Annotated in this window: 22 protein-coding genes and 1 riboswitch; of the genes, 11 read left to right on the top strand and 11 right to left on the bottom strand. The window is 47.4% G+C overall.

Annotated elements, in window-relative coordinates; translation table 11 throughout:
* Nucleotides 1-12 precede the first annotated feature (12 nt).
* A complete protein-coding gene (locus tag AC6EJC_RS00110) occupies nt 13-1,254 on the bottom strand; it encodes a Ger(x)C family spore germination protein (protein ID WP_444952185.1) in 1,242 nt (413 codons plus the stop codon).
* Nucleotides 1,232-2,866, bottom strand: a complete 1,635-nt coding sequence (locus AC6EJC_RS00115) for a spore germination protein (RefSeq protein WP_444952186.1) — start codon at nt 2,864-2,866, stop codon at nt 1,232-1,234. The genes AC6EJC_RS00110 and AC6EJC_RS00115 overlap by 23 nt, the downstream gene beginning before the upstream one ends.
* Before the next feature lie 224 nt (nt 2,867-3,090).
* Between AC6EJC_RS00115 and AC6EJC_RS00120 the strand changes: the two genes are divergently transcribed.
* Nucleotides 3,091-4,182, top strand: coding sequence for a diguanylate cyclase (locus AC6EJC_RS00120; protein ID WP_444952187.1), 1,092 nt, complete (start codon nt 3,091-3,093; stop codon nt 4,180-4,182).
* An 87-nt stretch (nt 4,183-4,269) separates the two neighbouring features.
* Here the strand turns inward: AC6EJC_RS00120 and AC6EJC_RS00125 are convergent, their stop codons facing one another.
* The 3 genes from AC6EJC_RS00125 to AC6EJC_RS00135 form a co-directional block, all read right to left on the bottom strand.
* Entirely contained in the window at nt 4,270-4,767 is a 498-nt protein-coding gene (locus tag AC6EJC_RS00125; protein WP_444952188.1) for an Rrf2 family transcriptional regulator, read from the bottom strand.
* Between the two features lie 66 nt (nt 4,768-4,833).
* Nucleotides 4,834-7,788: a glycoside hydrolase family 3 C-terminal domain-containing protein gene (locus tag AC6EJC_RS00130; RefSeq protein WP_444952189.1), complete on the bottom strand. Its 2,955-nt coding sequence runs from the start codon at nt 7,786-7,788 to the stop codon at nt 4,834-4,836.
* Between the two features lie 129 nt (nt 7,789-7,917).
* Nucleotides 7,918-8,928, bottom strand: coding sequence for a LacI family DNA-binding transcriptional regulator (locus tag AC6EJC_RS00135; RefSeq protein WP_444952190.1), 1,011 nt, complete (start codon nt 8,926-8,928; stop codon nt 7,918-7,920).
* Nucleotides 8,929-9,151: 223 nt separating this feature from the next.
* Between AC6EJC_RS00135 and AC6EJC_RS00140 the strand changes: the two genes are divergently transcribed.
* The 4 genes from AC6EJC_RS00140 (at nt 9,152) to metE (ending at nt 15,206) form a co-directional block, all read left to right on the top strand.
* Nucleotides 9,152-9,622, top strand: coding sequence for an AbrB/MazE/SpoVT family DNA-binding domain-containing protein (locus AC6EJC_RS00140; protein ID WP_444952191.1), 471 nt, complete (start codon nt 9,152-9,154; stop codon nt 9,620-9,622).
* 291 nt (nt 9,623-9,913) lie between these two features.
* Nucleotides 9,914-11,863: an anaerobic ribonucleoside triphosphate reductase gene (locus AC6EJC_RS00145; protein WP_444952192.1), complete on the top strand. Its 1,950-nt coding sequence runs from the start codon at nt 9,914-9,916 to the stop codon at nt 11,861-11,863.
* Nucleotides 11,860-12,357: an anaerobic ribonucleoside-triphosphate reductase activating protein gene (gene nrdG, locus AC6EJC_RS00150; RefSeq protein ID WP_444952193.1), complete on the top strand. Its 498-nt coding sequence runs from the start codon at nt 11,860-11,862 to the stop codon at nt 12,355-12,357. The genes AC6EJC_RS00145 and nrdG overlap by 4 nt, the downstream gene beginning before the upstream one ends.
* Before the next feature lie 173 nt (nt 12,358-12,530).
* Nucleotides 12,531-12,726: riboswitch (cobalamin riboswitch) on the top strand.
* Between the two features lie 161 nt (nt 12,727-12,887).
* On the top strand, nt 12,888-15,206 hold the full coding sequence (gene metE / locus AC6EJC_RS00155) for a 5-methyltetrahydropteroyltriglutamate--homocysteine S-methyltransferase (protein WP_444952194.1): 2,319 nt from the start codon (nt 12,888-12,890) through the stop codon (nt 15,204-15,206).
* An 84-nt stretch (nt 15,207-15,290) separates the two neighbouring features.
* Here the strand turns inward: metE and AC6EJC_RS00160 are convergent, their stop codons facing one another.
* A complete protein-coding gene (locus AC6EJC_RS00160; RefSeq protein WP_444952195.1) occupies nt 15,291-15,824 on the bottom strand; it encodes a DUF6985 domain-containing protein in 534 nt (177 codons plus the stop codon).
* Nucleotides 15,825-16,205: 381 nt separating this feature from the next.
* Here AC6EJC_RS00160 and AC6EJC_RS00165 point away from each other — a divergent pair, with 381 nt between their 5' ends.
* The 5 genes from AC6EJC_RS00165 (at nt 16,206) to AC6EJC_RS00185 (ending at nt 19,402) form a co-directional block, all read left to right on the top strand.
* Nucleotides 16,206-16,535, top strand: a complete 330-nt coding sequence (locus tag AC6EJC_RS00165; RefSeq protein ID WP_444952196.1) for a PadR family transcriptional regulator — start codon at nt 16,206-16,208, stop codon at nt 16,533-16,535.
* Nucleotides 16,528-17,082 carry a DUF1700 domain-containing protein gene (locus AC6EJC_RS00170; RefSeq protein WP_444952197.1) on the top strand — a complete coding sequence of 185 codons (555 nt, stop codon included), beginning with the start codon at nt 16,528-16,530 and terminating at the stop codon, nt 17,080-17,082. Before AC6EJC_RS00165 ends, AC6EJC_RS00170 begins: the two co-directional genes overlap by 8 nt.
* Nucleotides 17,083-17,086: 4 nt before the next feature.
* A complete protein-coding gene (locus AC6EJC_RS00175; RefSeq protein WP_444952198.1) occupies nt 17,087-17,938 on the top strand; it encodes a DUF4097 family beta strand repeat-containing protein in 852 nt (283 codons plus the stop codon).
* Nucleotides 17,939-18,058: 120 nt separating this feature from the next.
* Nucleotides 18,059-18,778, top strand: a complete 720-nt coding sequence (locus AC6EJC_RS00180) for a 3-ketoacyl-ACP reductase (RefSeq protein ID WP_444952199.1) — start codon at nt 18,059-18,061, stop codon at nt 18,776-18,778.
* 186 nt (nt 18,779-18,964) lie between these two features.
* Complete coding sequence (locus AC6EJC_RS00185) at nt 18,965-19,402, top strand: AbrB/MazE/SpoVT family DNA-binding domain-containing protein (RefSeq protein ID WP_444952504.1); 438 nt, start codon at nt 18,965-18,967, stop codon at nt 19,400-19,402.
* A 69-nt stretch (nt 19,403-19,471) separates the two neighbouring features.
* On the opposite strand, the gene AC6EJC_RS00190 is transcribed toward AC6EJC_RS00185, so the two are convergent.
* A complete protein-coding gene (locus AC6EJC_RS00190; protein ID WP_444952200.1) occupies nt 19,472-19,930 on the bottom strand; it encodes a hypothetical protein in 459 nt (152 codons plus the stop codon).
* 120 nt (nt 19,931-20,050) lie between these two features.
* Between AC6EJC_RS00190 and AC6EJC_RS00195 the strand changes: the two genes are divergently transcribed.
* A complete protein-coding gene (locus AC6EJC_RS00195; protein ID WP_444952201.1) occupies nt 20,051-20,212 on the top strand; it encodes a hypothetical protein in 162 nt (53 codons plus the stop codon).
* A 25-nt stretch (nt 20,213-20,237) separates the two neighbouring features.
* Here the strand turns inward: AC6EJC_RS00195 and AC6EJC_RS00200 are convergent, their stop codons facing one another.
* The 4 genes from AC6EJC_RS00200 to AC6EJC_RS00215 all read right to left on the bottom strand — a co-directional run bounded on the left by AC6EJC_RS00200 (nt 20,238) and on the right by AC6EJC_RS00215 (nt 25,418).
* On the bottom strand, nt 20,238-21,401 hold the full coding sequence (locus AC6EJC_RS00200; RefSeq protein WP_444952202.1) for a nitric oxide synthase oxygenase: 1,164 nt from the start codon (nt 21,399-21,401) through the stop codon (nt 20,238-20,240).
* Nucleotides 21,402-21,550: 149 nt separating this feature from the next.
* A complete protein-coding gene (locus AC6EJC_RS00205; protein WP_444952203.1) occupies nt 21,551-22,027 on the bottom strand; it encodes a Dps family protein in 477 nt (158 codons plus the stop codon).
* A 578-nt stretch (nt 22,028-22,605) separates the two neighbouring features.
* Nucleotides 22,606-24,330: an adenine deaminase C-terminal domain-containing protein gene (locus AC6EJC_RS00210; RefSeq protein ID WP_444952204.1), complete on the bottom strand. Its 1,725-nt coding sequence runs from the start codon at nt 24,328-24,330 to the stop codon at nt 22,606-22,608.
* Between the two features lie 29 nt (nt 24,331-24,359).
* Nucleotides 24,360-25,418, bottom strand: coding sequence for an ABC transporter ATP-binding protein (locus tag AC6EJC_RS00215; protein WP_444952205.1), 1,059 nt, complete (start codon nt 25,416-25,418; stop codon nt 24,360-24,362).
* Nucleotides 25,419-25,426 lie beyond the last annotated feature (8 nt).

Below are 25,426 nucleotides of genomic sequence, written 5' to 3' on the forward strand. Positions count from 1 at the left end.
GTTCTATTTCCACTAGTCTGATTCCCCCTTGGAATATGGGTTAGTCCGCGACTGCGTGTGTTTCAGTACAGAAGTCACTTGAATACGGACGGTGCTTTCCGCAAAATAACGTCTCCATTCGGAAGAGAGTTTTTCCCATTTTTTAGGATGACTCCTCTCCAGCGCAAGGCCGAAGCCTATTACATCGCTGCGGGTACGCTGTACCTCCCTGACTGTTGAAGTGATCACTTTTTTCGTCTCCTCTGTCCATTGCTCCTGCAATCTTTTCATCGCCTCCGAACTTTGCAAGTTAATCGGGCACTCGGCTTCCTGTACCGCCCCGGTCTGTTTTAAGTTAATCACAAAAACAGGCTCCCCTTGCTCCATCTGAGTGTGTATATTGGTTTCAGAGAACAAGGTTTCGATGCCAATAGTTTCCTCATTCTTACCGCAGTTCAATGTTGTTTGGGCACTTTTTACCTTGTTGTTGATCATAGACAGTCCAATGGCCTGTTCATCGTCCAACCAGCGGACAAGCCGGTCCTTTTGGAACACCCCCATTCCGTTAATATGAACAATTGCTTTCGGTAAAATATTGTCCACATTATTCTTGCTTGGGGCCTGCTCCAAATTCCCATCGACCTCTATGCCCGTCAGCACAGGACCGCCACCCTTATTGGACATGCTGCGAATGACATCGTCGATAGTCACCGCGTAATCCCCGGCATACAAACGCTCCGATGTTTCCAGCTTTCCTGAAATATCATTGGCGGGAATACGGCCGATCGCGGTCATGATTGCCAGCACATCCTTCCCAGTATTACCGCGTGCCACCATCATTTTCACCGGCAGCCGGATTTCTGTAGACCTTTCCAGAAAATCCAGCGTATCGCCGATTCCAGCCCGTGCCAGCTTTTCTCCAATAACGACCAGTCTGGTATGCGCCAGAGAAATGATCCGCGAAACCCTCTGTGAAGCTCTACGGATCGCTTGAAACAGATTCTTGCCCTTTTCCTGATACAAGACGACAGGGGTGGCTCCTCTCGCTTTAGCTCCAGCTATTTCATCTGCCACGATTACCTGCAGGGAAACCGCATAGCCCGACTCCCCATCCTCATCAATACCTATAGCCGCTACTACTGCCCTCTGATTCAGCTCCACGGAATCCCAACAGCCAGATAGAAGTGGCATCAATAACAGCCCCGTCAAACTCAGAATCCACACTCTCCACTTGAGGGTTATTGTTCTCCGTTCATTCCCCTTCCCCTGATGCACCCTGAACGCCCCCCTCCTGCATCGGTGAAGTTTTATTGGAAGGGGAAATTCCGCTTCCATCCTTCATTCGTTTCTGATTCGTAGATGCGATACTTTTAGGACGTTTCCGCATCATCCAAAATGGGAGCCGCAATACGGCATCCTTTTGACTCTCCAGCACGAAGGGACTGAAAGGGGCCATGTAGGGCACTCCAAAAGAACGCAGACTGTTCATATGGGCGATCAGCGCAATCAACCCCAATGTAATGCCATACAGCCCCATAAACGCCGCCAATATCATAAAAACAAACCTGAACAGTCTCCCGGCCACCGCCATGTTATAAGCCGGAATCGCGTAGCTGGCAATCCCTGTAAGTGCTACTACTATCGTGAGCAGCGGGGTGACGATTCCTGCCTCCACAGCCGCTTGTCCCAATACAAGCGCACCGATGACAGATACGGTCTGTCCACCCACACGCGGCATTCGAATACCTGCTTCACGCAGGATTTCAAAGGTGATCTCCAAAATAAACGCCTCCAAAAAAGCCGGAAAAGGAACGGATTCCCGCTGTGCCAGTATGCTGATGAGTAGTGGGGTCGGTATCATTTCATAATGATACGTCGTTAAGGCAATGTAGAGTGAAGGTCCCAAAATCAGAATAATAAAGCTGATATACCGGATGAGTCGGACGACAGTCGCCATATCATAACGCTCCGAATAATCCGAAGAACTCTGAAAAAATTGGGAAAATACGGTAGGCATCACCAGTACAAATGGATTTCCATCCACAATGAGTGCCACCCGTCCCTCCATGATGTTGCTGCTGATCGTATCTGGTCTTTCCGAGTTATAGATCGTTGGAAATGGTGTAAGATTGTTGTCCTGTATCATCTCTTCCACCATGCCGGCTTCGAATATTGCATCAATATTGATGGATTTTACCCGTTGACGAACTTCATCTACGACACTTGCATCTGCAATATTCTTCATATACAGTATGGCCACATTCGTGAGGGACGTGCTTCCCACTTTGAACATTTCCATCGTAAGATCGGAGCTTTTAATCCGTCGGCGTACAAGAGAGATATTCGTGAACAGGGATTCCACAAATCCGTCCTTCGGTCCCTGGACGGCAGACTGTGTGGAAGGCTCGTTGACCGCCCGCACCTCTCCTCCACGTGTGCCGCACGCAATGGCCTTTTTACAGCCCTCCAGTAAAATAATCGTATCTCCCATCAAGAGTTGTTCCATCATGGAATTCCAATCATCGCATTCCTTCACTTCACCTAGTTCAAGTGCATGGCTCTGTATCCGACTGAAAAGCCCTTCTGGACTCTCTACCTCAGCAGCCAACTCAGCGGATGGGCGGCTAAACAATGATCTCATGACGAGCTCATTCACTGTGTCTGTTTTGACCATACTATCTAAAAATACAATCGCGGCAGGAACGTCCGCTTTCAGTCCCAGATTAAAGCGGCGGATCAAGAAGTCTGGGCTGTTTGACGTCAATTCCTTAATTTGCTGCAAGTTGGTATCCAAATGAGCCTCGATCTTAAAAAAACGTGGAGAACTTCCATTCTTCTTGTCCGCACCCGGCTTTTTATTATGTTTGCGATAGGGATAGCGAATCATGAGCAAACCTCATCTCCAAAGTGGCAGTACTGGAAGCCACCTTTTTTTCCTAATTCTTGTATGTTTGGAGTATGCTCAATCTATTCCCAGTTATACACTAAATGTAAGGACGAAACGTTATAAGCGCACCAGCGTAATAAATTTCAATAAATTCTTCATTTTCAAGCTTAATGTCAGTTTTTTTGATAAAATGAAGAAATATGCCTCTCGGGAGGGTTAGCATCTTGTTCAGTACGTTTTTTGTAAATACCTGTATCCTTGTCACCTTTTTGTACATAACTGGCCTCATATCACAAAGATATAAAATCCGTCTGCACACCTTGAAGCGTAAGATACATTGGATCGGAGGCGCTCTTTTTGGGTGCTACGGCATTGTCTTGATGTACTACTCAATCCCCGTGGGATTTAATACGATTGCCGATCTTCGCCATCTGGCCATCGTAGCTACCGCGACTTACATGGGCGGTCCGGCAGCACTCATGGCTACCCTATTTGTATGTGTAGGTAGATTATTGCTGTTTGGTATCAACACTCAAGCCATCGTAGGTGCCATTTTTATGATGTTCGTCGGTCTGGGTTGCGCTTTGCTGTCACATCTGTCCTGGTCACGTTTACCCAAGCTGATTATTATGAACGTTTTTGCTTTGGGCATTATATTCTGTCCCCTTATGATTAATTTGAAAAATCTTGATGATGTTCTGCACGTTTATCCGCTCCAGTTCTTCATTTCCATGGTTGGCGGATGTCTTCTGTACCTCATTGCTGAGTCCATCAATACCTCCAATGAGCTGTTACTTCGTCTGGAGCGTACTTCCTACACAGACCATCTCACCAATTTGAGCAACAGAAGACAGCTTGAATATTCATTGGAAGAGCAGCTTCCTCAAGCTCGTCAACGTCATGAGCACTTATCTGTACTGGTGTTGGATATTGACCACTTCAAGGAAGTAAACGATACCTACGGACATGCCGCAGGAGATGCAGTGCTGCGCCAGCTTGGGCAGATTTTAATGGAAAAATGTCGTCCTAATGATGTAGTCACTCGCAGCGGGGGAGAAGAATTCACCGTGCTTTTGCCGAATTGTGCTTTTCGGCAAGCGCTACGCATTGCTAATCAGATTCTTAGTGGAGTAAATCAGTACGACTTTATTTTAGCGGACGGACTTGTTCTTAAAGTCACAGTGTCCATCGGCGTGACGACCTTTCCTGGTACCGGAGAAGATATGTCCGGGGCGGCCCTGCTGGAGCAGGCGGATAAAGCACTATACGAAGCTAAAAATGCAGGACGTAACCGGGTTTGCTCCTATGAAATATAATTTGAGGCATAACTATTTCACAAAAATAGCCGATACACCCCTCTCTTGAGAGTCGTATCGGCTATTATCATTTTGAATGAAAATGTGTTAGTCCCTTTTGGAAGGAGGCTTGGCATCCTTACCTTCATTATGACTGCAGTTCCCCACCACAAGCGTTGTACGCTTGGCGAGCGAAGCCAGTGTATGGGATTCCCATACTTCCAGCATCCGCTGCTTGCTCTCGGCTACGATCTCTGAAATGGCGGTAGCCACATCCTTACATAAAGGATTACTTTGCGGCTCATCCAGCATACCCGGGAAAATCGGATCACATATTTCAACGGCGTGGTATATATCGGCAAGTGTAATATGGTCCGCCGAACGGGTAAGCACATAGCCTCCCTCTCGACCTTCGCGTGCTGCAATCAAATCTGCCTGTACAAGTCGCGTCAGCACCCTGCGTACCAAAGTGACTTCGCAGTCAATGGAGCGGGCAATAGAACCGCTGGCACAGAGTTCTCCGTGCTTTTCCAAATAGACAAGCGCCTTTACCGCCACCCCAAGCCATTTGGGCGTTGCGGTGCGTAGTCTTTTATCACTATTCAAATGAAATGACACCCCTAAGCTGTAGAAACTTCGTTGAATGCATTGTACGTGATGTCAGAAGTAAGTTCAAGCCTGAAAGCCGGAATCCGCTGTAGCACTAGCACCCAAAGTGAAATGACTTAGCCGCACTTCCCCACTCAACAACAGGTATACATCACGTGTGCCAGAGACTGAACCCACCGCTTCGGAGAGCGTAGCCCATGCTTGTGCCCCTCCTGTATTGCCCACGTTCATACGTGCCACAGCTTTGCTGTCTGGCGCATTCAAACGGAGTTCAATTGCTGCATCGCTGCTGTTGCCTGACACGCGGCACCGAAGCTCGACCCCACTCACCGTATTCATGTCTACGCCATGAAAGGCAATCCAACCGGAACGTTGAGGTGAGCGCGGACGTACACAGGCCTCCCTTTGCTCCTTGCTTTCATCCAGCAGGATGTCGGAGCAATCATCAAAGTTTTCAGCGCGGATACTTTGTCCAGCTTGGCGTGGTGGAATAACTTCGCCTCGAACGTACACAGGGTGCTCCAATCGGATATCCGCTGAGGAAGCGCCCGCCAGCAGTGTATATTCACCCGATTCAACGCAATAGCAATCCCGTGTGACATCCCAAATCGCCCAATCCTTCACCCGAATCGTAAAAGAAACCGTTCGCCTCTCACCTGGCTCTAGGCGAATGCGTTGAAATCCGCACAATGTCTTCAACGGTCGCTTTACTCGTGAGGCTCCGGGCCGTACATATAGTTGTGCAACCTCTTCGCCAGCAGCTACGCCCCGATTCATCACATCTACCCACACCTGGAGAGTATCCGCAGCATCCAGTGCAGCAATAGGTTTTTCGTTATCCTTATGGGCATCCGTACGCAGGTCGCTATATTCAAATGGCGAATACGTTAGCCCATGGCCAAACGGATACAAGGGTTCACCTTCAAAATATTGATAGGTACGGCCGCCGCGAATAATATCATAATCTTTGATATCTCCCAATTGATCCTCGCTCTGAACCCAGGTCATGTTCAGACGCCCCGCTGGTGCGTAATCTCCAAATAACACATCCGCTATTGCCGTACCATGCTCTTGCCCCGCATGAGACGTGTATACGATAGCCGGAATATGCTCCTGAACCCAAGGGATTGCAAATGGATAGCTGCCCGTCAGAACCACAATCGTATTCGGATTGGCGCGATACACTTCCTCGATAAGCCGTTGCTGGGCACCTGCTAGTTCCAAGCCTGGGCGGTCATTCTCTTCCTTTCCGTTAATAAGCGGGTGATTTCCAACGAATACAATTGCTGTATCTGCTGCTTGCGCAGCGGTTATCGCTTCCGCTAAGCCATCCGACACCGTCTCTATCCGGAAAGTTGTATGGTCTAGATCTGAAGCTGTCGAAGGTAGCGTCTCGTTACCTGCTATGGCGTTAAGTGCGGAACTTGCGATTTGCACTACCTTTAATGAACCCTCCGTTCCCGCGATCACTGGCTTGCCGTTCCATGTTGTCCATAGATGCTCTCCTTGTTCAACAGGAGTCAGTCCAAAGACCTCTTTGACATACCAGCCATACGCTTCCTCAGCTGTCACACGAAGCGTCTCCTCATCGCTCGTCACATAGGTACCCAGATGCTCATCAGTCAACGTTATACTGCCATAGCCCCAATCCGTCATGGTTAATACCGTTGGTTCTCCATCTTGGGACAGGCGCATATCGCCGGAAGAATCGACTGTGAGCTTCGCCCCGTCAGTCGCCGCCGTCAAGGTCACACGATCCTTGGCATCGCGGTACACGACGCGTTCCTTCGCATCCTCGCTTTCCAGCTTGGCGCGAATCGCCTCCAGCGGTGTAACCCGGTAGGGTAACGTACCGGAATACCAGTCGCGGTACACCTCATTACCAAGCGTACCAATCACCGCTACCTTGCCGCACTGCGCAGGGTCTAGTGGCAAGAGTTCATGCTCATTTTTGAGCAGTACGATCTGTTCCCTCGCCGCACGCAACGACAATTCACGGGCTTGCTCTGTCATCAGAGCCTCTTCTCCGATCAAGGCATAGGGATTGTCTGCCGCCGGATCAAATTCCCCCAAACGAAAACGGACACGGAACGTATGGAACAATGCCCGATCCAAGTCTTCTTCTTGCAGCGTTCCTTGCGCTAAAGCTTCACGAATCGCCTGCTTGGAGAGCTCCGCATCATCCGTAATGCTGTCAATTCCCGCCCGAATAGATTCGGCCACGCCTGGCGTATGGGAGTCATAATACTGATGATCGTTGACAATCCCCATGACATCACCCGCATCACTTACGACAAAGCCGTCCATCCCCCATTCGCCTCTGACAATATCGTTAACACCATGATATAACGTAGCAGGCGTTCCATTAATCAGGTTGTAAGAAGTCATCATCGACTGGGCTCGGCCTTCCGTAAAAGGCTTCTCGAAGGTCCTTAGATAATATTCTCGCAGGTTTCGTGGATCTATACTGGAGGAGCCGCTTCCCCGATCCACTTCATTATTGTTACCCAGAAAATGTTTCAATGTCGCAACCGCTTTCAAATATACCGGATGATCCCCCTGTATTCCCTTGACTAACTCCTTCGACAGTTCTCCCGTCAAATATGGGTCCTCGCCGTAGGCTTCCTCGTTGCGCCCCCATCTTGGGTCACGCTCCATATCCACCGTAGGTGCCCACAGGGTCAGACCGTTTAATTTCGGATCACGACGGTAGTAGACACGCGCCTCATCTGCAATAACAGAGCCGATTTGACGCATTAGTTCCGTATCCCATGTACAGGCCAATCCCACAGGCTGAGGAAATGAAGTCGCCTCACCCAGCCAGGCTATACCGTGTGCCGCTTCCGTACCGTGCTTGTAGGCCGCGATCCCCAATCGGTCAATGGCAGGCTGATATTGCAGCATGGATTCAACTTTTTCCTCCAGGGTTAGTCTCGACACAAGATCCCGTACACGCTCGTCCAGATGAATCTTCGGATCTTGAAATAGATATTCGATACCCGTTGTTTCATGACTCATATCCGTCATCTCCTTAGCACAATTAAAATATATAAAAAGGTTATGATGAAAGCGTTTTATATATCATAGCGAAAAAGGAGTATCCCGGCAACAATGCCGAAATACCCCTATATTGACTAACGAGTGGAATTAAGTCGTCTGTCTCTCCACCAAATTAACAGGCAACAATTGATGTTCCTCAATCTTCGGCGTCTTTCCTTCAATCATCTCCAGCAAAATGCCGCAAGCCTTACTAGCCAGAGCCGCCTTGTCCTGATTGATGGTCGTCAAAGGAGGATTGCAGTACTTGGAAATCGTATCATTATCAAAGCCTACAATTTTAACCTCACCGGGAACTTGTATCCCGTTTTCCTGCAAAGCAAGCAAGGCTCCCAGTCCTAACCAGTCATTGGTAGCAAAAATTCCGTCAAACTTCATCTTGTTTTCAATTAACTGCTGTACTTTTTGTTTAGCTGCATCCAAATTGTTATGATCGCTCTGAATCGTCACATATTGTTCTTTACCAAGAACCAGATTGTGCTTCAGCATTGCATCACTAAAACCGTTCAATCGTTCATTAACGGATGAAAGGTTTTGCTGTTTGGTCAGCACCAGAATACGGCGGCATCCTTTTCGAATAAGCTCCTCGGTTGCTATGAATCCGCCAGCATAGTGATCAGAGGCTATAAAAGCAACATTGGAATCAATTTTGGGACGCCGGTCAATACAAACTATAGGCACTTTCCGTTTTAAAACATCTGTCAGCACTTCCTCCTGACCCGATATACACACCAGACCATCGACCATTTTACTATCCAAAATTTTTAAGTATTCTTTTTCTTTTTCAGCGCTCTTGGCTGTATTGCAAATAATCGTGGAATAGCCCAGATCGAAAAAGAAACTCTCTATTTCCTGCACAATCACCGAAAAGAATTCGTTATTAATATCGGGCACCAGCACACCAATCGTCTGTGATCTGTTCATACGCAAGCTTTTAGCAATACTGTTCGTCTCATATTGATATTTATCTATAATGTCCATTACTCTTTGCCGGGTCTCGTCCGAATAACGCCCGTTTTCATTGATGATCCGTGAAACCGTTGCTATGGAAACACCACTTAATCGTGCAATTTCCTTCATTGAGATTTTGTTGCTTTTCATAGTCATCTTCCTTATAAGTTGAGATCACTTCAAAGAAAACAGTCGATCTTTATATTATAAACCATCTTCTGCCTCCGGCAATACGTGTGATTGAGGCGTATGTATGAAGTTCTATTTATCGTGGCAAAGACAAAAAAAAAATTGTATTTTACCTTCAATATACAAAGCTAAAAATAATATTTTTTGGTATAATCAGGATATATCATTGAAGGAGGAAGCGCTAATGAAAAATACCGGAATGACAAGGCCTCTGGATCAATTGGGGCGAATTGTACTCCCTAAGGAAATGCGCACCACAATGGATATCAATATCGGTGATTCGCTTGAATTTTTCGTAAATGAAGAGGGATTTGTATTAAGAAAATACACTGGAGTCTCCTGCAAATTTTGCGGCGCAGTTGATCATTTAACGTATTTTCGGGACAGCTTTATTTGCGCCGATTGCATCCAGTTATTAAAGACTGATGAAAATGTGCATGCCACGAGCACCGATGCCATCCAAGCTCAAGAACATACCAAACCGATCCGAACCAACACAACCTGGCAGCCCAAGCAATCCAGAGTGCAGCAAGGTGAAATGGTAAAAAAGCTCCGCAAGCTGATTCAGGAACACCCGAACCTGCCACAAAAAGTGTATGCCGAAATGCTCGATATTTCCCAAGGCCGGGTGTCCCAGTTGAAAAAGCTACTCTAAACCTTCTAAAAACTATATCCCAAGATCATATACAATGTACCCACGATCCTAATCATTTCCGTCGTAACTTCGATTGCTAGGTATAGAGTAAGGTGCATATCTGCGGATGTGTCCCTTACTCTATACCTGGCTTTTTTGTACTTCCTCCCTTATCAATGTGACAATAGTCACATACTCTCATTCTATACGTATATACAATATATAGATCGAAACAATTGGTTAACACAAGATATCATCAATATGTTGTTTTTGTGAAAAATATATATATTTTACTATATGGAGGGTTTTACGATGAAGGTGTTGGAGGAACAGCAATTATACGACATCGGCGAGCGGGTCATTGGGGCACAAGATCTGGACATGCTGCGGGAGAATGCAAACTTGAATGGAGAGTCGTTCAGCGGCAAAATGAGCAAACTCGGCTCTGAGTATGCCAAATGGTATGCGCGCCTGCGTGTGCTTCCGCCTGAACTGACGGACGCTATCGACCACGGATATGTATATGTTCACGATTTGGACCAATATGTGCTCGGAACTACGAATTGTATCTTTATCCCTTTTGGTCGTTTACTGCGAGAAGGCTTCAATACAGGCAACGGCTCTGTGCGCACACCGCAAACGATTATGTCCGCTATGGCACTGGTCGCCATCATATTCCAGTCTCAGCAAAACAGCCAATTCGGAGGTGTGTCCGCCAATAAAATAGATTGGGACCTTGCCCCATACGTTGCCCGGTCCTTCCGTAAGCATCTGCGCAAGGGACTCCGACTGTTTGGGGAAGAGATAGAATCCAGTCTGTCTGACGACGAACTACATATAGCCAATACCCATTTGCAAGAAGTCTGCCCTCGTTCATACGCATTCGCACGCGAAGAAACGGAAACAGAAACCCGGCAGGCCGCTGAATCGCTCATTCATAACCTGAACACCATGAGCAGTCGGGCGGGTGGGCAGATTCCGTTTACTTCACTGAATTACGGTATGTGCACGTCTGCTGAGGGACGGCTTGTTACTCAATCGCTGCTGGAGGCCACCATTCGCGGCTTGGGCAGCGGGGAAACTCCTATTTTTCCACAGCATATTTTCCAATGCAAAAAAGGAATCAACCAGGCAGAGGGCGACGTCAATTACGATTTGTTCTTACGGGCGGTAGAATGCTCCAGCAGACGAATGTATCCCAATTTTGTGAATGTGGATGCCACCTTCAACCTGCCTTATTACCGCGCTGATGACCCGGATACCATCATTGCGACGATGGGTTGCCGTACCCGCACCATTGCTGACCGTTTCGGCAGAAACCGTCAGAGCGGCAAGGGCAATCTCTCCTTCAATACCATTAATCTGGTGCGGCTTGGCATTGAGTATGGTATTTGTACAGGCAAACGCCAGACACCTGACCGTGATCGCTTTGATGCCAGACTGGAAGAGGTTATGCGAATTGCAGTGGATGGTCTAATCCATCGCTATCATATCCAGACCAGCCAGCCGGCCAAAGCCTCGGACTTTATGATGCGCGAAGGAGTATGGGAAGGTGGAGAAGAACTGGAGCCAGATGATAAGGTGGGAAGCGTACTAAAGCACGGTACGCTTTCGATCGGGTTTATCGGGCTGGCTGAATGCATGAAAGCACTATACGGAAAACACCACGGGGAGGATGATTTTGTATACCGTGAAGCACAGCGAATCATCACTTCCATGCGCGTGTATTGCGATCGAATGAGTGAGTACCACAATCTAAACATTACATTGTTCGCTACGCCTGCCGAAGGTCTGTCGGGTAAGTTCACATTACTGGATCAACGCGATTTCGGGATTATTCCTGAGGTAAATGATCGAGAATATTACACGAATTCTTTTCATATTCCCGTGTATTACACGCTCCCGGCTGCTCGTAAAATCAGCTTGGAAGCTCCGTTCCATAATCTATGTAACGCTGGTGCGATTTCATACATCGAGCTGGACGGTAACGCGCGGAATAACCCTGAAGCGTTTCTTAAAATTGTTCAGTACGCGCTCCAACAGAACATTGGCTACTTCTCCATCAACCATCCGGTAGATCGTTGTACGGAATGTGGTTATGAAGGGATAATCGGGACAAGCTGTCCCCAATGTGGCATAGATGAGGAGCACACACACTTTCAGCGCTTGCGTCGGGTAACTGGATATCTGACAGGAGACTATACCGTTCGCTTTAATGCCGCAAAGCAGGCCGAAGTTCGCGACCGGGTGAAGCATAAGTGAATTTGTGCGGCTATATTCCAGAATCTCTGAACGAAGGATACGGCCTGCGCACCGTCGTGTTCATTAGCGGTTGCCGTCATGCCTGTCCCGGCTGCTTTAATCCAGCGTCGTGGAGCTTCCGTGCAGGTGAGCCATTCACAGCGCAACGACAACAAGAAGTCATTCGTGACATCATGGATAATCCGTTGTTGGACGGACTGACTCTCTGCGGGGGAGACCCGTTTTTCTCAGCAGCAGAATGCTCGCAATTTGTGCGTGACTTCCGCGCGGCCTGTCCCGACCGAACCGTGTGGGCCTACACTGGCTTTGTCTATGAAGATCTGCTTACGGATCAGGAGCGTCAGGAGCTAGCGCTTTTGTGCGACGTGATTGTGGACGGTCGTTTTGTAGAACAGCAAAAGGATCTGACTCTACCCTTCCGGGGCAGTCGCAACCAGCGTCTGGTAGATGTGAAAGCCAGCATTCAGGCAGGTTACACCGTTTCATTGGCTTAAGGCGATGTTCTACTCAGTAAGATGCTATATCTAAGACAAGTCCCCCCTACAGGGAAGACTTGTCTTTTTGTGTGTAATTAATCGATTCCGCTGAGTTTCTATTGCGCATCCCGTAAGTTTCACTTATGATGATGAACAAGTATACGAGTGCATAAATATTCGTCATACCTTAATTGCATAGCTTGGAGATAGGTGTCTGTTCTTTTCAGATCAGACTTAAAAGGGAAGCCGGTGCAAATCCGGCGCGGTCCCGCCACTGTAAACGGGGAATTTTCAGCTGTTCATACATCCACTGGTCCACAGACCGGGAAGGGATGCTGAAAGTCATGATCCGTAAGTCAGGAGACCTGCCTATTTCAACAACATCGCAAGTACCTACGGAAGATAGGGAGGTGTTAAGAGCAGTCGCCGTATTTTTTGATTTTTTAATCACGGAGGCATTCTTTCCCCTACTTATTTTTAACCTTGGGGACAGAATGCCTTTTTTGGTACGTAAAAATAAACTGGCTACCCGCTAGGAGGAAAAGTAGATGTCCATTATCGAATGGCCTGAATTATCCGGCTTGATTAGCAGTAATCTGGGATATCCGCGTATCGGCGGAAACCGGGAATGGAAGAAAGCACTGGAACGCTTCTGGAGCGGCAGCATTAGCGAAGGCGAACTGCAGATCGAGATGAAAAGATTACGGTTGGAGCATCTGAGCAAGCAGCGTGACAAGGGAATTGATCGCATTCCTGTCGGGGACTTCTCCTATTACGATCACATGCTTGATACATCCGTGATGTTCGGTCTGGTACCCGAACGGTTCAACTATCGTCCTGCAAGCCCGGTCCCTCTGTCCGTATATTTCGGGATCGCTCGTGGACAAAAGGGAGCTACCGCCAGTGAAATGACCAAATGGATGAATACCAATTATCACTACATTGTCCCCGAATTGGCAAATGCATTCCCGGTGCTCACTGAAAATAAACCTTTGCAGGCTTATCGTGAAGCAAAACAGGAGCTGGGCATTGAAGGTAAACCCGTCATTATCGGTCCTTACTCGTTCGTTGCCCTGTCCAAAGGCTATGATCGTAAGGATTTGGCCGCCATCGTACGAAGCTTCCTGCCACTGTACGCCCGCGTCCTGTCTGAGCTGGCTGCGGAAGGCGTTCAGTGGGTGCAGGTGGATGAGCCTGTCCTGACTACCTCATTCCCGGCAGAGGATTTGGACATTATTCAGGAGGCCTATGAAGCTTTGACCCAAGCTGCACCCACCTTAAATATAATGCTGCAAACCTACTTTGGCAGCCTGGATCATTATGAGCGTCTGTCCGCACTTCCGGTACAGGGGCTGGGTCTTGATTTTGTGTATGATGATGGCGAAAATCTTCAGCATATATTGCAACATGGCTTCCCTAAGGGGAAAACGCTGGGCGCTGGTATCATTGACGGGCGCAATATATGGCGCAGCGACCTGAACGCTGTGGCTGCACTGCTGGGTCAGTTGGCGGAACAGACAACTGCCGCACAGCTTATCGTACAGCCATCATGCAGTCTGCTGCATGTGCCGGTCAGTCTGGAAGCAGAGCACAAGCTGGACACGGAGCTGGTGCAAGCGCTGGCCTTTGCCGATGAAAAGCTCGAGGAAATCGCCGCCCTGACGGCAGCACTTGGCAAGCGCGATCCATCTGCACTCGCCAAGCTTGAGCAAAGTGCAGATGCGGTAGCCCGCTTCAACAGCTCAGCGGCACGGGTACAGACATCTGCCGATCTGGCCGACCTGCTGGCAAAAGAGCCTCTGTTACGCAGCGTTCCTTTCGCCGAGCGTCGTGTGATTCAGCAAAATAAGCTGAAGTTGCCTCCACTGCCTACGACGACCATTGGTAGCTTCCCGCAAACCGCCGAGATCCGCAAGGCCCGCCTGCACTATCGCAAAGGAGAATGGTCTGCCGAGCAATACCGGACGTTCATCCAACAGCAAATCAAGGAATGGATTGATATTCAAGAGGACATTGGCATTGACGTGCTTGTTCACGGGGAATTTGAGCGAACCGACATGGTTGAGTTTTTTGGCGAAAAGCTGAAAGGCTTTGCTTTTACGCAAAACGGATGGGTGCAGTCCTATGGCTCCCGCTGTGTTAAACCACCGATTATATACGGAGACGTATCGTTCGATCAGCCCATGACTGTGGAAGAAACGGCATTCGCCCAATCGTTAACCTCCAAGCCGGTTAAAGGAATGCTTACAGGCCCTGTGACCATTTTGAACTGGTCTTTCGAACGTAATGATATTCCACGCAGTCAAGTTGCTTTACAGTTGGCTCTGGCATTACGGGCAGAGGTAGAGGCACTGGAACAAGCGGGCATCGGCATGATTCAGGTCGATGAACCCGCAATTCGCGAAGGGCTTCCGTTGAAAAAAGAACAGCAGCAAGCCTATCTGGATTGGGCCGTTCAAGCCTTCCTTGTGACCACGGCCACCGTTGAGCCTGCGACCCAAATCCATACGCACATGTGCTATTCCGAATTTCAAGATATGATCCAGTCCATTTCAGACATGGATGCCGACGTTATTTCTATTGAAACCTCGCGAAGCCACGGAGAACTGATTGTCAGCTTTGAGGATCAGGTATACGACAAAGGCATCGGTCTGGGCGTGTACGATATCCACAGCCCGCGCATTCCCGATGTATCAGAAATGCTAAGTATGATCCAGCGTGCCCTGCGCGTACTACCATCAGATTTGTTCTGGGTTAATCCGGATTGTGGTCTGAAAACCCGCACCAAGGAGGAATCTGTCGCCGCGTTACGGCAAATGGTACAGGCGGCTCAAGCAGCCCGAGATGCGCTGGCTGTATCCAACTGATTTTTAATCGTATCGAATCGCGCCAGCATTTTCACAATATCCTATTCCCTTTCCGTCCTTTCTGCTAAAAGACGGGAGGGGGATTTATTCCAGGTCATATAATGTATACGCGCCTTGAATATGCTCCATTTTCATCTGTTTCATATGTACGCCTAAGCCATGTTCTCGATCCCAGGAACAACTAAAATTCAAATATAGTTCATCCTTTTCCGATGAGTCGGATATCAGTATAGACACGAGTTGTAATCGATCGAGCAATTGTTCCGGTTGCTCCACATAAGGCGCATATTCATCCGGGTCTTCTCCCCATGAGCTGTAAGCATTCCGGTACTTTTCCACTATGCCAACATAATGATGGTGTATGGACTCTAACACTTGAGGATGGATAGCCGGCGAATAAGCCATATACTGCTCCCATGTCTTTTTCTGCAGCTCTGTAGGTTCTTCTATAGCCTGTGCCTGTTCTTCGGAGTCGGCTCCCACGATAAATTCGACTTCTACTTCTGACTGCTGTCCGCAAAAAAAGAGAGGCACCACACCACGCAGAATGATCTCCTCCGATACATCCCAAGTCTCATCATCCTGCTCCAATTCCATATACCAGTGTTTCCAGTCCATCCTTTGCCACCTCTTCATAAAATGTAATCTTTAACCCTATTGAATACTTTACAATCTATCATTTTAATGAATGAAATTAAAGCAACATCCCATTTGTACATTCATCCAGAATTCGATATATTTCCAAATAAAACTACTTTATTCTACAACATTCGCTATTCATTGAAGTCCTCAACCAAGAAAACCACCCCATTTTGGCACGAAAATTTTATTATTAAAAATTTAGTACCTTGCATTAATCAGTACATGATGTTAAATTATACCTGACTACTGTTCTATAATTAGTACCCGTGACAAATTATGCACAAACACACGTTTCTTCCCCTTAATCCGAACGACACCTATGAATCATTGATTACAACCAGGAAGGGAGCACCGCTCGTGAATGTGAACATCCAATTCAAGAAAGGGGTACTTGAACTGTGCGTTCTAGTTCTAATTGGACGCAGAGACCGTTATGGCTATGAGTTGGCTCAAGCCGTCTCACGTCATATTGAAGTAGCCGAGGGAGCCCTATATCCGCTGCTTCGCCGTCTGGTATCAGAGGGATACTGCACAACTTATTTACAGGAATCGACCGAGGGTCCTCCCCGCAAATATTATCGCCTGACCGATACAGGCAGCCATTATACAAAAATACTTACACGGGAATGGAATGATTTTGTCCATCATGTCGCAAGCCTACTGGAGGAAGGAAATCCCGATGAATAGAAAACAGTTTCTTACAGAGGTGGAGCAGCGTCTTTCTCCTCTCCCTGCAGAGGTACGCAATGAGCTGCTTAGTGATTTGAGCCAGCATTTTGACTATGGGTTGGTAAATGGAAAAAGCGAAAGTGAGATTGCCATTGAGCTGGGTAATCCAGAGGATATTGCCCGAGAAGCGTTAGATGATCCCAATGCAGTCTGGAACGCTTCTTCTCCTCCGCTTCGCCAGGGAAGCTTCGCACGCAATCTTTTTACTTTCTTAGGGCTGATGTTTCTCAATTTGTTGATCTCCATCCCGATTATGGCCACCCTATGGGCGGTATGGGCTTCATTGGCCGCAGTAGCGGTCAGCTTCATTGCAGCCCCCCTTCTCGCTGTTACCGATTATGAGCTAAACAGCACCTTTTACCCGGCCAAATTCTTTTTTTCCATCACGTTGACGGGTATTGGCCTATTACTGTTGCCTGGGGTACGTTATCTCCTATCCCTTATGGTAAAGGGCACAGTGCGATACTGGAAATGGAATCAGACTACCCTGAGGGGAGCTTACTAACAATATGAATAAAAAGTGGTTTATTGCAGCAGGCCTGTGCATTGTCATCGGTGCAGCCGGAATGGTGGCCTACGGTGCCTCATGGAATCAACAAGTAATGAAGGAAACAACAGCTATTAATAAACAATGGACGTTCACACGTGGTCAGCTACAGGACCTGAAAGTGGACAGTTCTGATGATGTCTCTATTTTGTTTACTTCTGGCTCTGGTGACCAAGGTACGGTACGCATTAGTGGAGAAGTTCAGTCGAAAGTAGCCGACCAGATTCATAATGCCCGAATTGAGAACGGCAAGCTTACCATTCAATCGGAGCCGGCCCCTTCCCTGGCACTCTTTTCGATCACCCCTGATTTGGATCAAACGATTACCGTAGAGATGCCCTCCGGGGAAACACTAACTGGCCTACAGGTAGATGCACATTCAGGGAATGTAAAACTTCAAGATGCCTCCGTGAAAAATACTTCCATCACCGCTACTTCAGGCACTGTCGAGATTACAAACCTCCAGAGTACCCATCTGGTCGCAAAGTTAACATCCGGCAATTTTACAGCCAGTCAGCTTACTGCAGATATGGAGTTGAAGCTTACTTCAGGAGATGTCACCATCCGCGATTATAGCGGTAATGGCCTTGTTTCCCTAACCTCAGGGAATACAAATATTACACAACGCGCCGTAGCCAACTTGGAAGTGAATTCTTATTCCGGTGACGTGAAGATTAAGCAGGCTCCCGATTTTAAAGGTATTTATAATGTCAACTCTGACTCTGGAAGTATAGATACTCCCGAATCTGTTCCCGGTGGCGTGAACGTGATGAAGGTCGAAACCACCTCAGGGGATATTTATATTTCCAAATAGGAGACCTTTAAATGAATACCTCATCGGAGGCGAAGTTTGGTTCAAGGAGTTTAACCTTGTATAATGTAACCATGTGCTCAGATGCACAACCACGTTATGTAATGATAAGGAGGAGACTGGATGGAACTGAAGAATAAAACAGCCATTATTACAGGAGCCAGCAAAGGAATCGGTAAAGCAATTGCCGAAACCTTGGCCAAGGAAGGCGTTAACCTGGGATTAATTTCACGCACATTGACTGACCTGCAAAAGCTGCAGGATTCGCTGGGGAGTACATACGGTGTGAAAGTGGTGAGTGCTGTTGCAGATATATCGGATCGCGCACAGGCCACTGCCGCTGTAGCTTCACTGGAGCACGAGCTGGGTACCGTCGATATTTTGATCAACAATGCAGGTATCGCTACCTTTGGTACAGTCGCAGATATGGACCCCGAAGAGTGGGAACGTATTATTCGCGTAAACCTGATGGGAACCTATTATGTCACACACGCTGCTCTTCCAAGCATGCTAGCACAACAGAGCGGAAACATTATTAATATTTCCTCCACGGCAGGAGAACGAGGTTTTGCAACAGGCTCGGCATATTGCGCATCCAAATTTGCTTTGATGGGCTTCACGGAAGCACTGATGCAGGAAGTTCGCAAATCCAACATTCGCGTTACCGCGCTGACTCCAAGCACTGTCAATACAGAACTGGCGGCAAACGCGGGATTGCCTATTGGTGACGAGGACCGCATGCTTCAGCCGCAGGATTTGGCGGATCTGACATTAGCCGCATTGAAGCTGCCACCACGGGTTCAATTAAAAGTAGCCGGTATTTGGACAACCAACCCACAGTAATTCGATATGACATCCTAGATTCATTGGCTGTACAATGCTCCGGCAGACGTAATTGTTCGTCATGCCGGAGCTTTTTTTTAGCATAGCTATACCAAAACAAACTGTAATATAAGCGCTTTGTACTTCCAGCATACATAACATACAATTCCTGCAACCATAAGCGCATTTCAAGAAAGGGGAAAAATGATGAAGAACACAGGAATGACACGACCATTAGACCATTTGGGCCGTATTGTGCTACCCAAGGAACTGCGTAATTCTATGAATATTAACATTGGAGATGCCCTCGATTTTTTTATTACACCAGAGGGACTGATGATTCGCAAGTATACGGGGGTTTCTTGTTACTTTTGTGGTGCCGTAGATCATTTGAGCTATTTCAGGGATCATCTGATATGTAAGAGTTGTATTGAAAACCTGAAAAGCGATAATCCTTCCAGTCATTTGAGTGAAGCACGTCCTGTCCAGCCCAAGAAAAGAAGGAGTTACAGAAATCAGAATGAACTGCTGAATAAACTAAAACAGCTCATGCAGGAGCACCCTAATGTATCTCAAAAAGAATTAGCCGAAATGCTCGAACTGTCTCAGGGACGCGTGTCGCAGCTTAAAAAGCTACTCCTTTGAATCATTCGGTCCGACCTCGCTTGTTCTAATCAACAAAAAAAGAGCCTGGCGGCTCTCGGATCATAACCCTCACGCAATGTCAGACTGCTCCATAACCGGGACTCGATAGGCCAGCAAGGACTCGTCTATTACGGCAGAAATAAACGTTGCTTCTATTTCAGGCACCAGTCTAAGCGCATAGTTCCATGCGTTTTCTTCAATTTGCAGCGCAAGCCGTTGCCGGGTCCCTATCCCGTTCTCTTGCTCCAACGCATCGGAAAGGCCCACTAATTCAGTATCGGCGGCGTGCCCGATCTCATGCGCAAGCACAACCTTAAAATACTCCTCAACTCGATCAACGCTGCCGAACATCTGTAAACATTGTGTTTCAATAACGTCTGTATACATGGTAATGGCGTGAGCATTCATGGCATACTTGCCCCCAATCAGCCGTCCACCAGGAAAACGTTTCTCCAGCTTGACTGTCACGCCTATAGCAGCCCGTTCCAAAAGCTCAGCGACAATGCGCTCTGCCTGATTTCTTTCCAACTTAGCTTCGCTCCTCAAACCAGGATATATAAAGTTATATTTACTCTAAACTTATGAAATCATGGATGTGTTCATACAATACACAGTACGATATTATACCCTTTTACAAAGGAGAATACCATGTCAGAAGATTATTATATAGGTTGGGGAACGCTTGCCCTTATTAATGCCGGCTTGGCACAGACCAAAAATCGGAGCGGGTTAAACTGGTTCCTGCTCTCACTATTAATAGGGCCGCTGGCTACCCTATTTATCGTTGCATGGGATAAACTGGAGTCCTGATCCAGCAATTAGACCCTCCCCGTTGTTATCCCGAATGAAAAGGGCAGCCTTGCGTCTTCTGCTGCAGCACTGTATCTGTTGCTGTATTAGCCTGTCTCGACATATACGGCTTCTCTTGAACTCCGAAATTCGGCTTCACAAGCCGATTATCATAGGAACTATGAAAAATATGCGTTGTTGCCGGAGATAACGGCGGGATCAGCCATGTCCAATTGCCTGTCAGCGCGCGCCCAGCCTTGGCTTCCCGTTCCTCGAACAGCTTGAATTGTGCCGCTGCGGTATGGTGGTCGACAATGCTGACCCCTGCTTTCTTAAAAGAATGCAGCACAGCAATATTCAATTCCACCAGTGCCCGATCACGCCATAGCGTTGTTTCGCTCGTCGTATCCAGCCCCATCAGCTTAGCCACCTGTGGCAGCATATTATAGCGGAAGGTATCCGCAAAATTACGGGCGCCGATTTCTGTTCCCATATACCAGCCGTTGAAGGGAGCCGCCGTATAGATGATACCGCCAATCTCCAGCGTCATGTCCGAAATCATGGGCACGGCATACCAGCGCAATCCCAGAGAAGCGAAACCCGAGAGTTCCGGATGCTCAATGTCTACCTCCATCACTAGATGTTTAGGAATATCAAAGAGCTTGGGAGGCTGCCCGCCCGCTTCCACCACCAACGGCAATATATCAAAAGGAGTCATCGTTCCTTGCCAGCCCATGTCCCTACAAGCATTGGTAAAATCCACCGAGATCGGGTCCCCGATTACCCCTTGATCGGTTTCATATCCAGCGTAACGAATGAGTTGATGGTTCCAGATACGAATATTCGGCTGCCCCGGCTTGGAGGAGCGAAATACAGTAAGCGTTGGCTTAATTTTACCGCCATTCGTTCCTATGTGTATATGCTCCAATAACTCGCGAACCACTTCCGTCGCATCTGACGCGTCGCGTGCATCCCTGACCAAAAGCTTGTCCCAAAACAAGCGACCGATACAGCGATTGCTATTGCGCCAAGCCATAAGTGCCCCATGCTCCAGCTCTTCGTAAGTATGATCATACGTTCCACTAGTCTCTATGTCGTGACGAATATCAAGAAGCCGGGCTTCCGCTTCATCGCGGCTTCGGCCCAGCTCCTCATAACATGTATATATAAACTGCTCTGCCTCATGCAATAGCTGTTGTTTCACTTCCATAAGCTACACCCCATCCCGGTAGCTCACTTCCTTATGAGCCATGGTCTTCCACGCCTACTCGTCATTATACTCCAGTGGCAGGTTGGAACCAACGGGATGTGTATCTTGTTCACCTGATCTCCATATCCATGGAAATCTCTACCAAAACCTTATCCCAGATATGCGCTAAGCATCCAGATATGTTTATCCATCGCTTCTCTCAAGCCATTAAGAAGATCCTCTGTCGCTTTATCCTGTGCCGCATCCGCTGCTTCCATACCATTAGCCAGTTCAACAGTTATGGTTCTGAAATCGGCAACAACGGACTTCACCATATCGTCAGCTGTCTGCTCACCTGCGGACTCCTGAATGGCTGACAGTTGCAAATGCTCCTTCAAGGTCGCAGCAGGACGACCGCCAATAGCCAACAAACGTTCAGCAATCGTATCTAGATTAGCTGTTGCTTCATTGTAAAGCTCCTCAAATTTAGCATGCAGTGTGAAGAATTTAGGTCCTTTTACATACCAGTGGAAATAATGCAGCTTCGTGTACAACACAGACCAGGTAGCCACCTGACGGTTCAAAGCCTTATGCAATTCTTGAATAGCCTCTTGTGTAGGTGCGTTCGTATGATTTAATGTACTCATGTGTAAAATCCCCTCTCGTTTTCATTCATAATATAGTTGGAGTGACGCTTGGATACTCGCTAGCAGTAGTGTCTGATTTTCTTCTAAATCCCATGCGTGAATCCAATAAATATTCAACAATTAATTTAGACTTAATCTAAATCCTGTTTTAATTATAACACTGTGCCAGTATTTTGCAAGGCTTTATTAGAGTTTAATCATGAAGATTACGTGAATTTGATTGTAAGCAAACTCTACATGCAATCGGATATCCAGAATCAAATCAAGACTCGTTCGTCTTATATATAGGTTACATCACTAGGAGTTTAGAAGATGTTAATTTTGTCTGTTAAAGCGTCCGTATTAAAGACAAAATCCATTTAACTCGTGATATGCTATTGTAAATACAACCCATGGGATGTTAATCGCTGAAAATGGTTGTTCCATCATTACACTCATGAGGCTTACCATGCAGGACAAATTGGCGTGATTGCCCGACTCAACGGTTTCCCCGGCCCCGGCTTTTAAATTCATAACCTACCTCATCACCTAACCACGACAAAAAAGAGCCGACCCACAAGGGGCCAACTCTACTATTATTATTGTATTTCTGAAAGGTCCACAATCAAGGGTACAACCTTGCCCGCGTTAACATCAATCAAGCCGTGATCGGTAATTTTCAAAGCCGGGCTGACTGGCAAAGAATGAGTACTCAGTGACATGATTGGATTGTAATGGCGGTAACCCAGCGATAGTAAGGCTGAACGCAGTTCCTTCACGTGGGCAGCAACCATTTCTAGCGGTCCTTCTGTTAAAATCCCGCCTACCGTTAACGGTAAATGGGACAGCACCTTGCCATTTTCTACTACGCAAAAGCCGCCTTGGCTGGAAAGAACCGTATTCGCAGCCAATATCATATCTTGCTTGTTATGCCCTACGACCAGCAAGTTATGGTTATCGTGCGAATAGGTGGTTGCCACTGCCCCACGTTTAATCGTATCTCCCCCGATCAAACCGTAAGCACGGTTGCCGTTCTTGCCATACCGCTCAAACGTAGCGATGAGTCCATGTTCACCATGTTCCCATATCAGTTCACCCTGCTCCACTTGTGCAGGTGCAATCCGTTCGCTCGTAAAAGTTGACCCATCCTTGACTATCATAATACGACATTGATGTGTGCCATCAGCTACATCCATCTTTACAGTAAAATCCTGCTCGGTGAGCGGATTGAGCTTTACACTTTGATAAAAATGGGCGGGGAAGCAGCATTTTACCGATTCCTGATGGTATTCCTCGAATTTATCAAATACCTTGTGTCCGTCCTTATAGACTTGCTCCACATCAAACTGGCCAAGATCGGATAGCAGTACAAAGTCAGCTATTTTCCCCGGTGCAATTGTCCCGCGGTCATGCATACGCATCCGTGAAGCAGGAGTATACGTAGCTGCATAAATGGCATCCTCAGGCTTCATTCCCATCCCGATTGCTTTACTTACAATATGGTTCAGATGCCCTCGCTCTACGAAAGAATCCGGCATCACATCATCCGTTACGAAGCAAAAATGTTGTGCCACATCTTCCTGAATGAGATAGTCCATCACTTCAGGGGTCATGGATTTTTCCTGGATTTCAATAAACATCCCGGCGGCCATCCGTGCCTTCATACCTTCAATGCTTTGATGAGTATGGTCTGAGCCTATTCCCGCATAGATCAACTGATGCAGGTCCAGATCAAGCAGCTGCGGCGTATGGCCTTCAATAATCAGCTCCGGGTAGTGCTCACGAACATGGCGTAAAATGCGATTCGTCTTGCTCTCCGGATCACGAATCACATCCACGTAGTTCATAATTTCACCCAGGCAGATCATCTCACCCGTTTGCAACAGCGCATCAATCTCGGGGATATCAATCTCGCCCCCTGAGGTTTCCAAAGGCGTCGCCGGGACAGAGCTTGGAATGCCATAGAACATATCAGCCACGCAATCCTTGCTGGCTTCCATCATTTCCTGAATGCCTTCCAATCCGAAAACATTCGCCATTTCGTGCGGTTCCGGTACAATCGTAGTCACCCCATTGCGAATTAGCCCATAGGAAAAGGTTGCCGGTGTCACCATTGTGCTTTCGATGTGTAGATGAATATCGATCAGACCGGGAATCATATACTTCCCGTGCCCTTCCACGATTTCAGCAGCTTCAAAAGATTCCAGACCACGCTGCCCGATATACATAAACTTGCCGTCAAGTATAGCAACATTGCCTTCCTCGAACGTCTTGTAATAACTGTTATACACCTTAACTTGTAAAATCATTTTGTCTGCACGCATGATGTAATCTCCTTCATTGAACCCGCTGATTATTGGACCAGCACCATTTTATCTGCCGGAAAATGCAGGGTAACCCGTTGACCGCTCAGGTAAGGCGTATCCATTTCCTGATTAGCCGTAAAGTTTCCCTTCGCTGTTTCTACCACATACTGATAGCTACGCCCCAGGTAAGTACTTACCTTAATGATACCGGGAAGCTCATTTTCCCCTGTCTCGTTGCCTTCTGTTCGAATGATCAAATCATCTGGGCGAATAGCGCCCTGACGAGCACCCGGCTGGACTGTACCCTGATTACGCGCTACGCTGAACGTAAGATCACCTGTATTCAATCGAATATGTTCTCCTTCTTCAGTACGCTCGTCAAAGCTTAGAAAATTATTAAACCCGATAAAACGGGCGACAAATTCGGTAGTTGGATATTTAAAAATGGTCGATGGGGCATCTAATTGCTCGATGTTCCCCTTATTCATAATCGCAACCTGGTCAGAAATTGAAAAACATTCCTCCTGATCATGCGATACATACACGGTGGTGATGCCCAGTTCCTGTTGAATACGACGGATTTCTACACGCATATTTACACGCAGGTTAGCATCCAGGTTACTCAGGGGTTCATCAAACAACAGCAGATCGGGTTCAATCACAAGCGCTCGCGCTATCGCGACGCGTTGACGCTGACCACCTGACAATTCACCGGGGAAGCGCTTTTCAAAGCCCCCCAGGCTAACCGTATCCAGCATAGCCATAACGCGACGTTTTACATCATCTTCCTTTACCTTGCGTAACCGCAGACCAAAGGCAACATTATCAAAAACGGACAAATGCGGGAAGAGTGCATAACTTTGGAATACAAACCCGAAGTTCCGTTTATTTACCGGAACCCGAGTATAATCCTTATCGCCAAACAAAAATGTTCCTTGTTTAGCTTCGAGAAATCCTGCGATGAGACGAAGTGTGGTCGTTTTGCCACAACCACTCGGTCCGAGCAACGAGAGCAATTGCCCCCGTTCGAGCTGCAAATCGAAATCCTGCAAGATCAGTTGGTTGTCATAAGCGACCGATACGCGATCCAGAGTAAGCAGTGCCATAAGGTTGA

Source organism: Paenibacillus sp. TY11 (assembly GCF_059772165.1).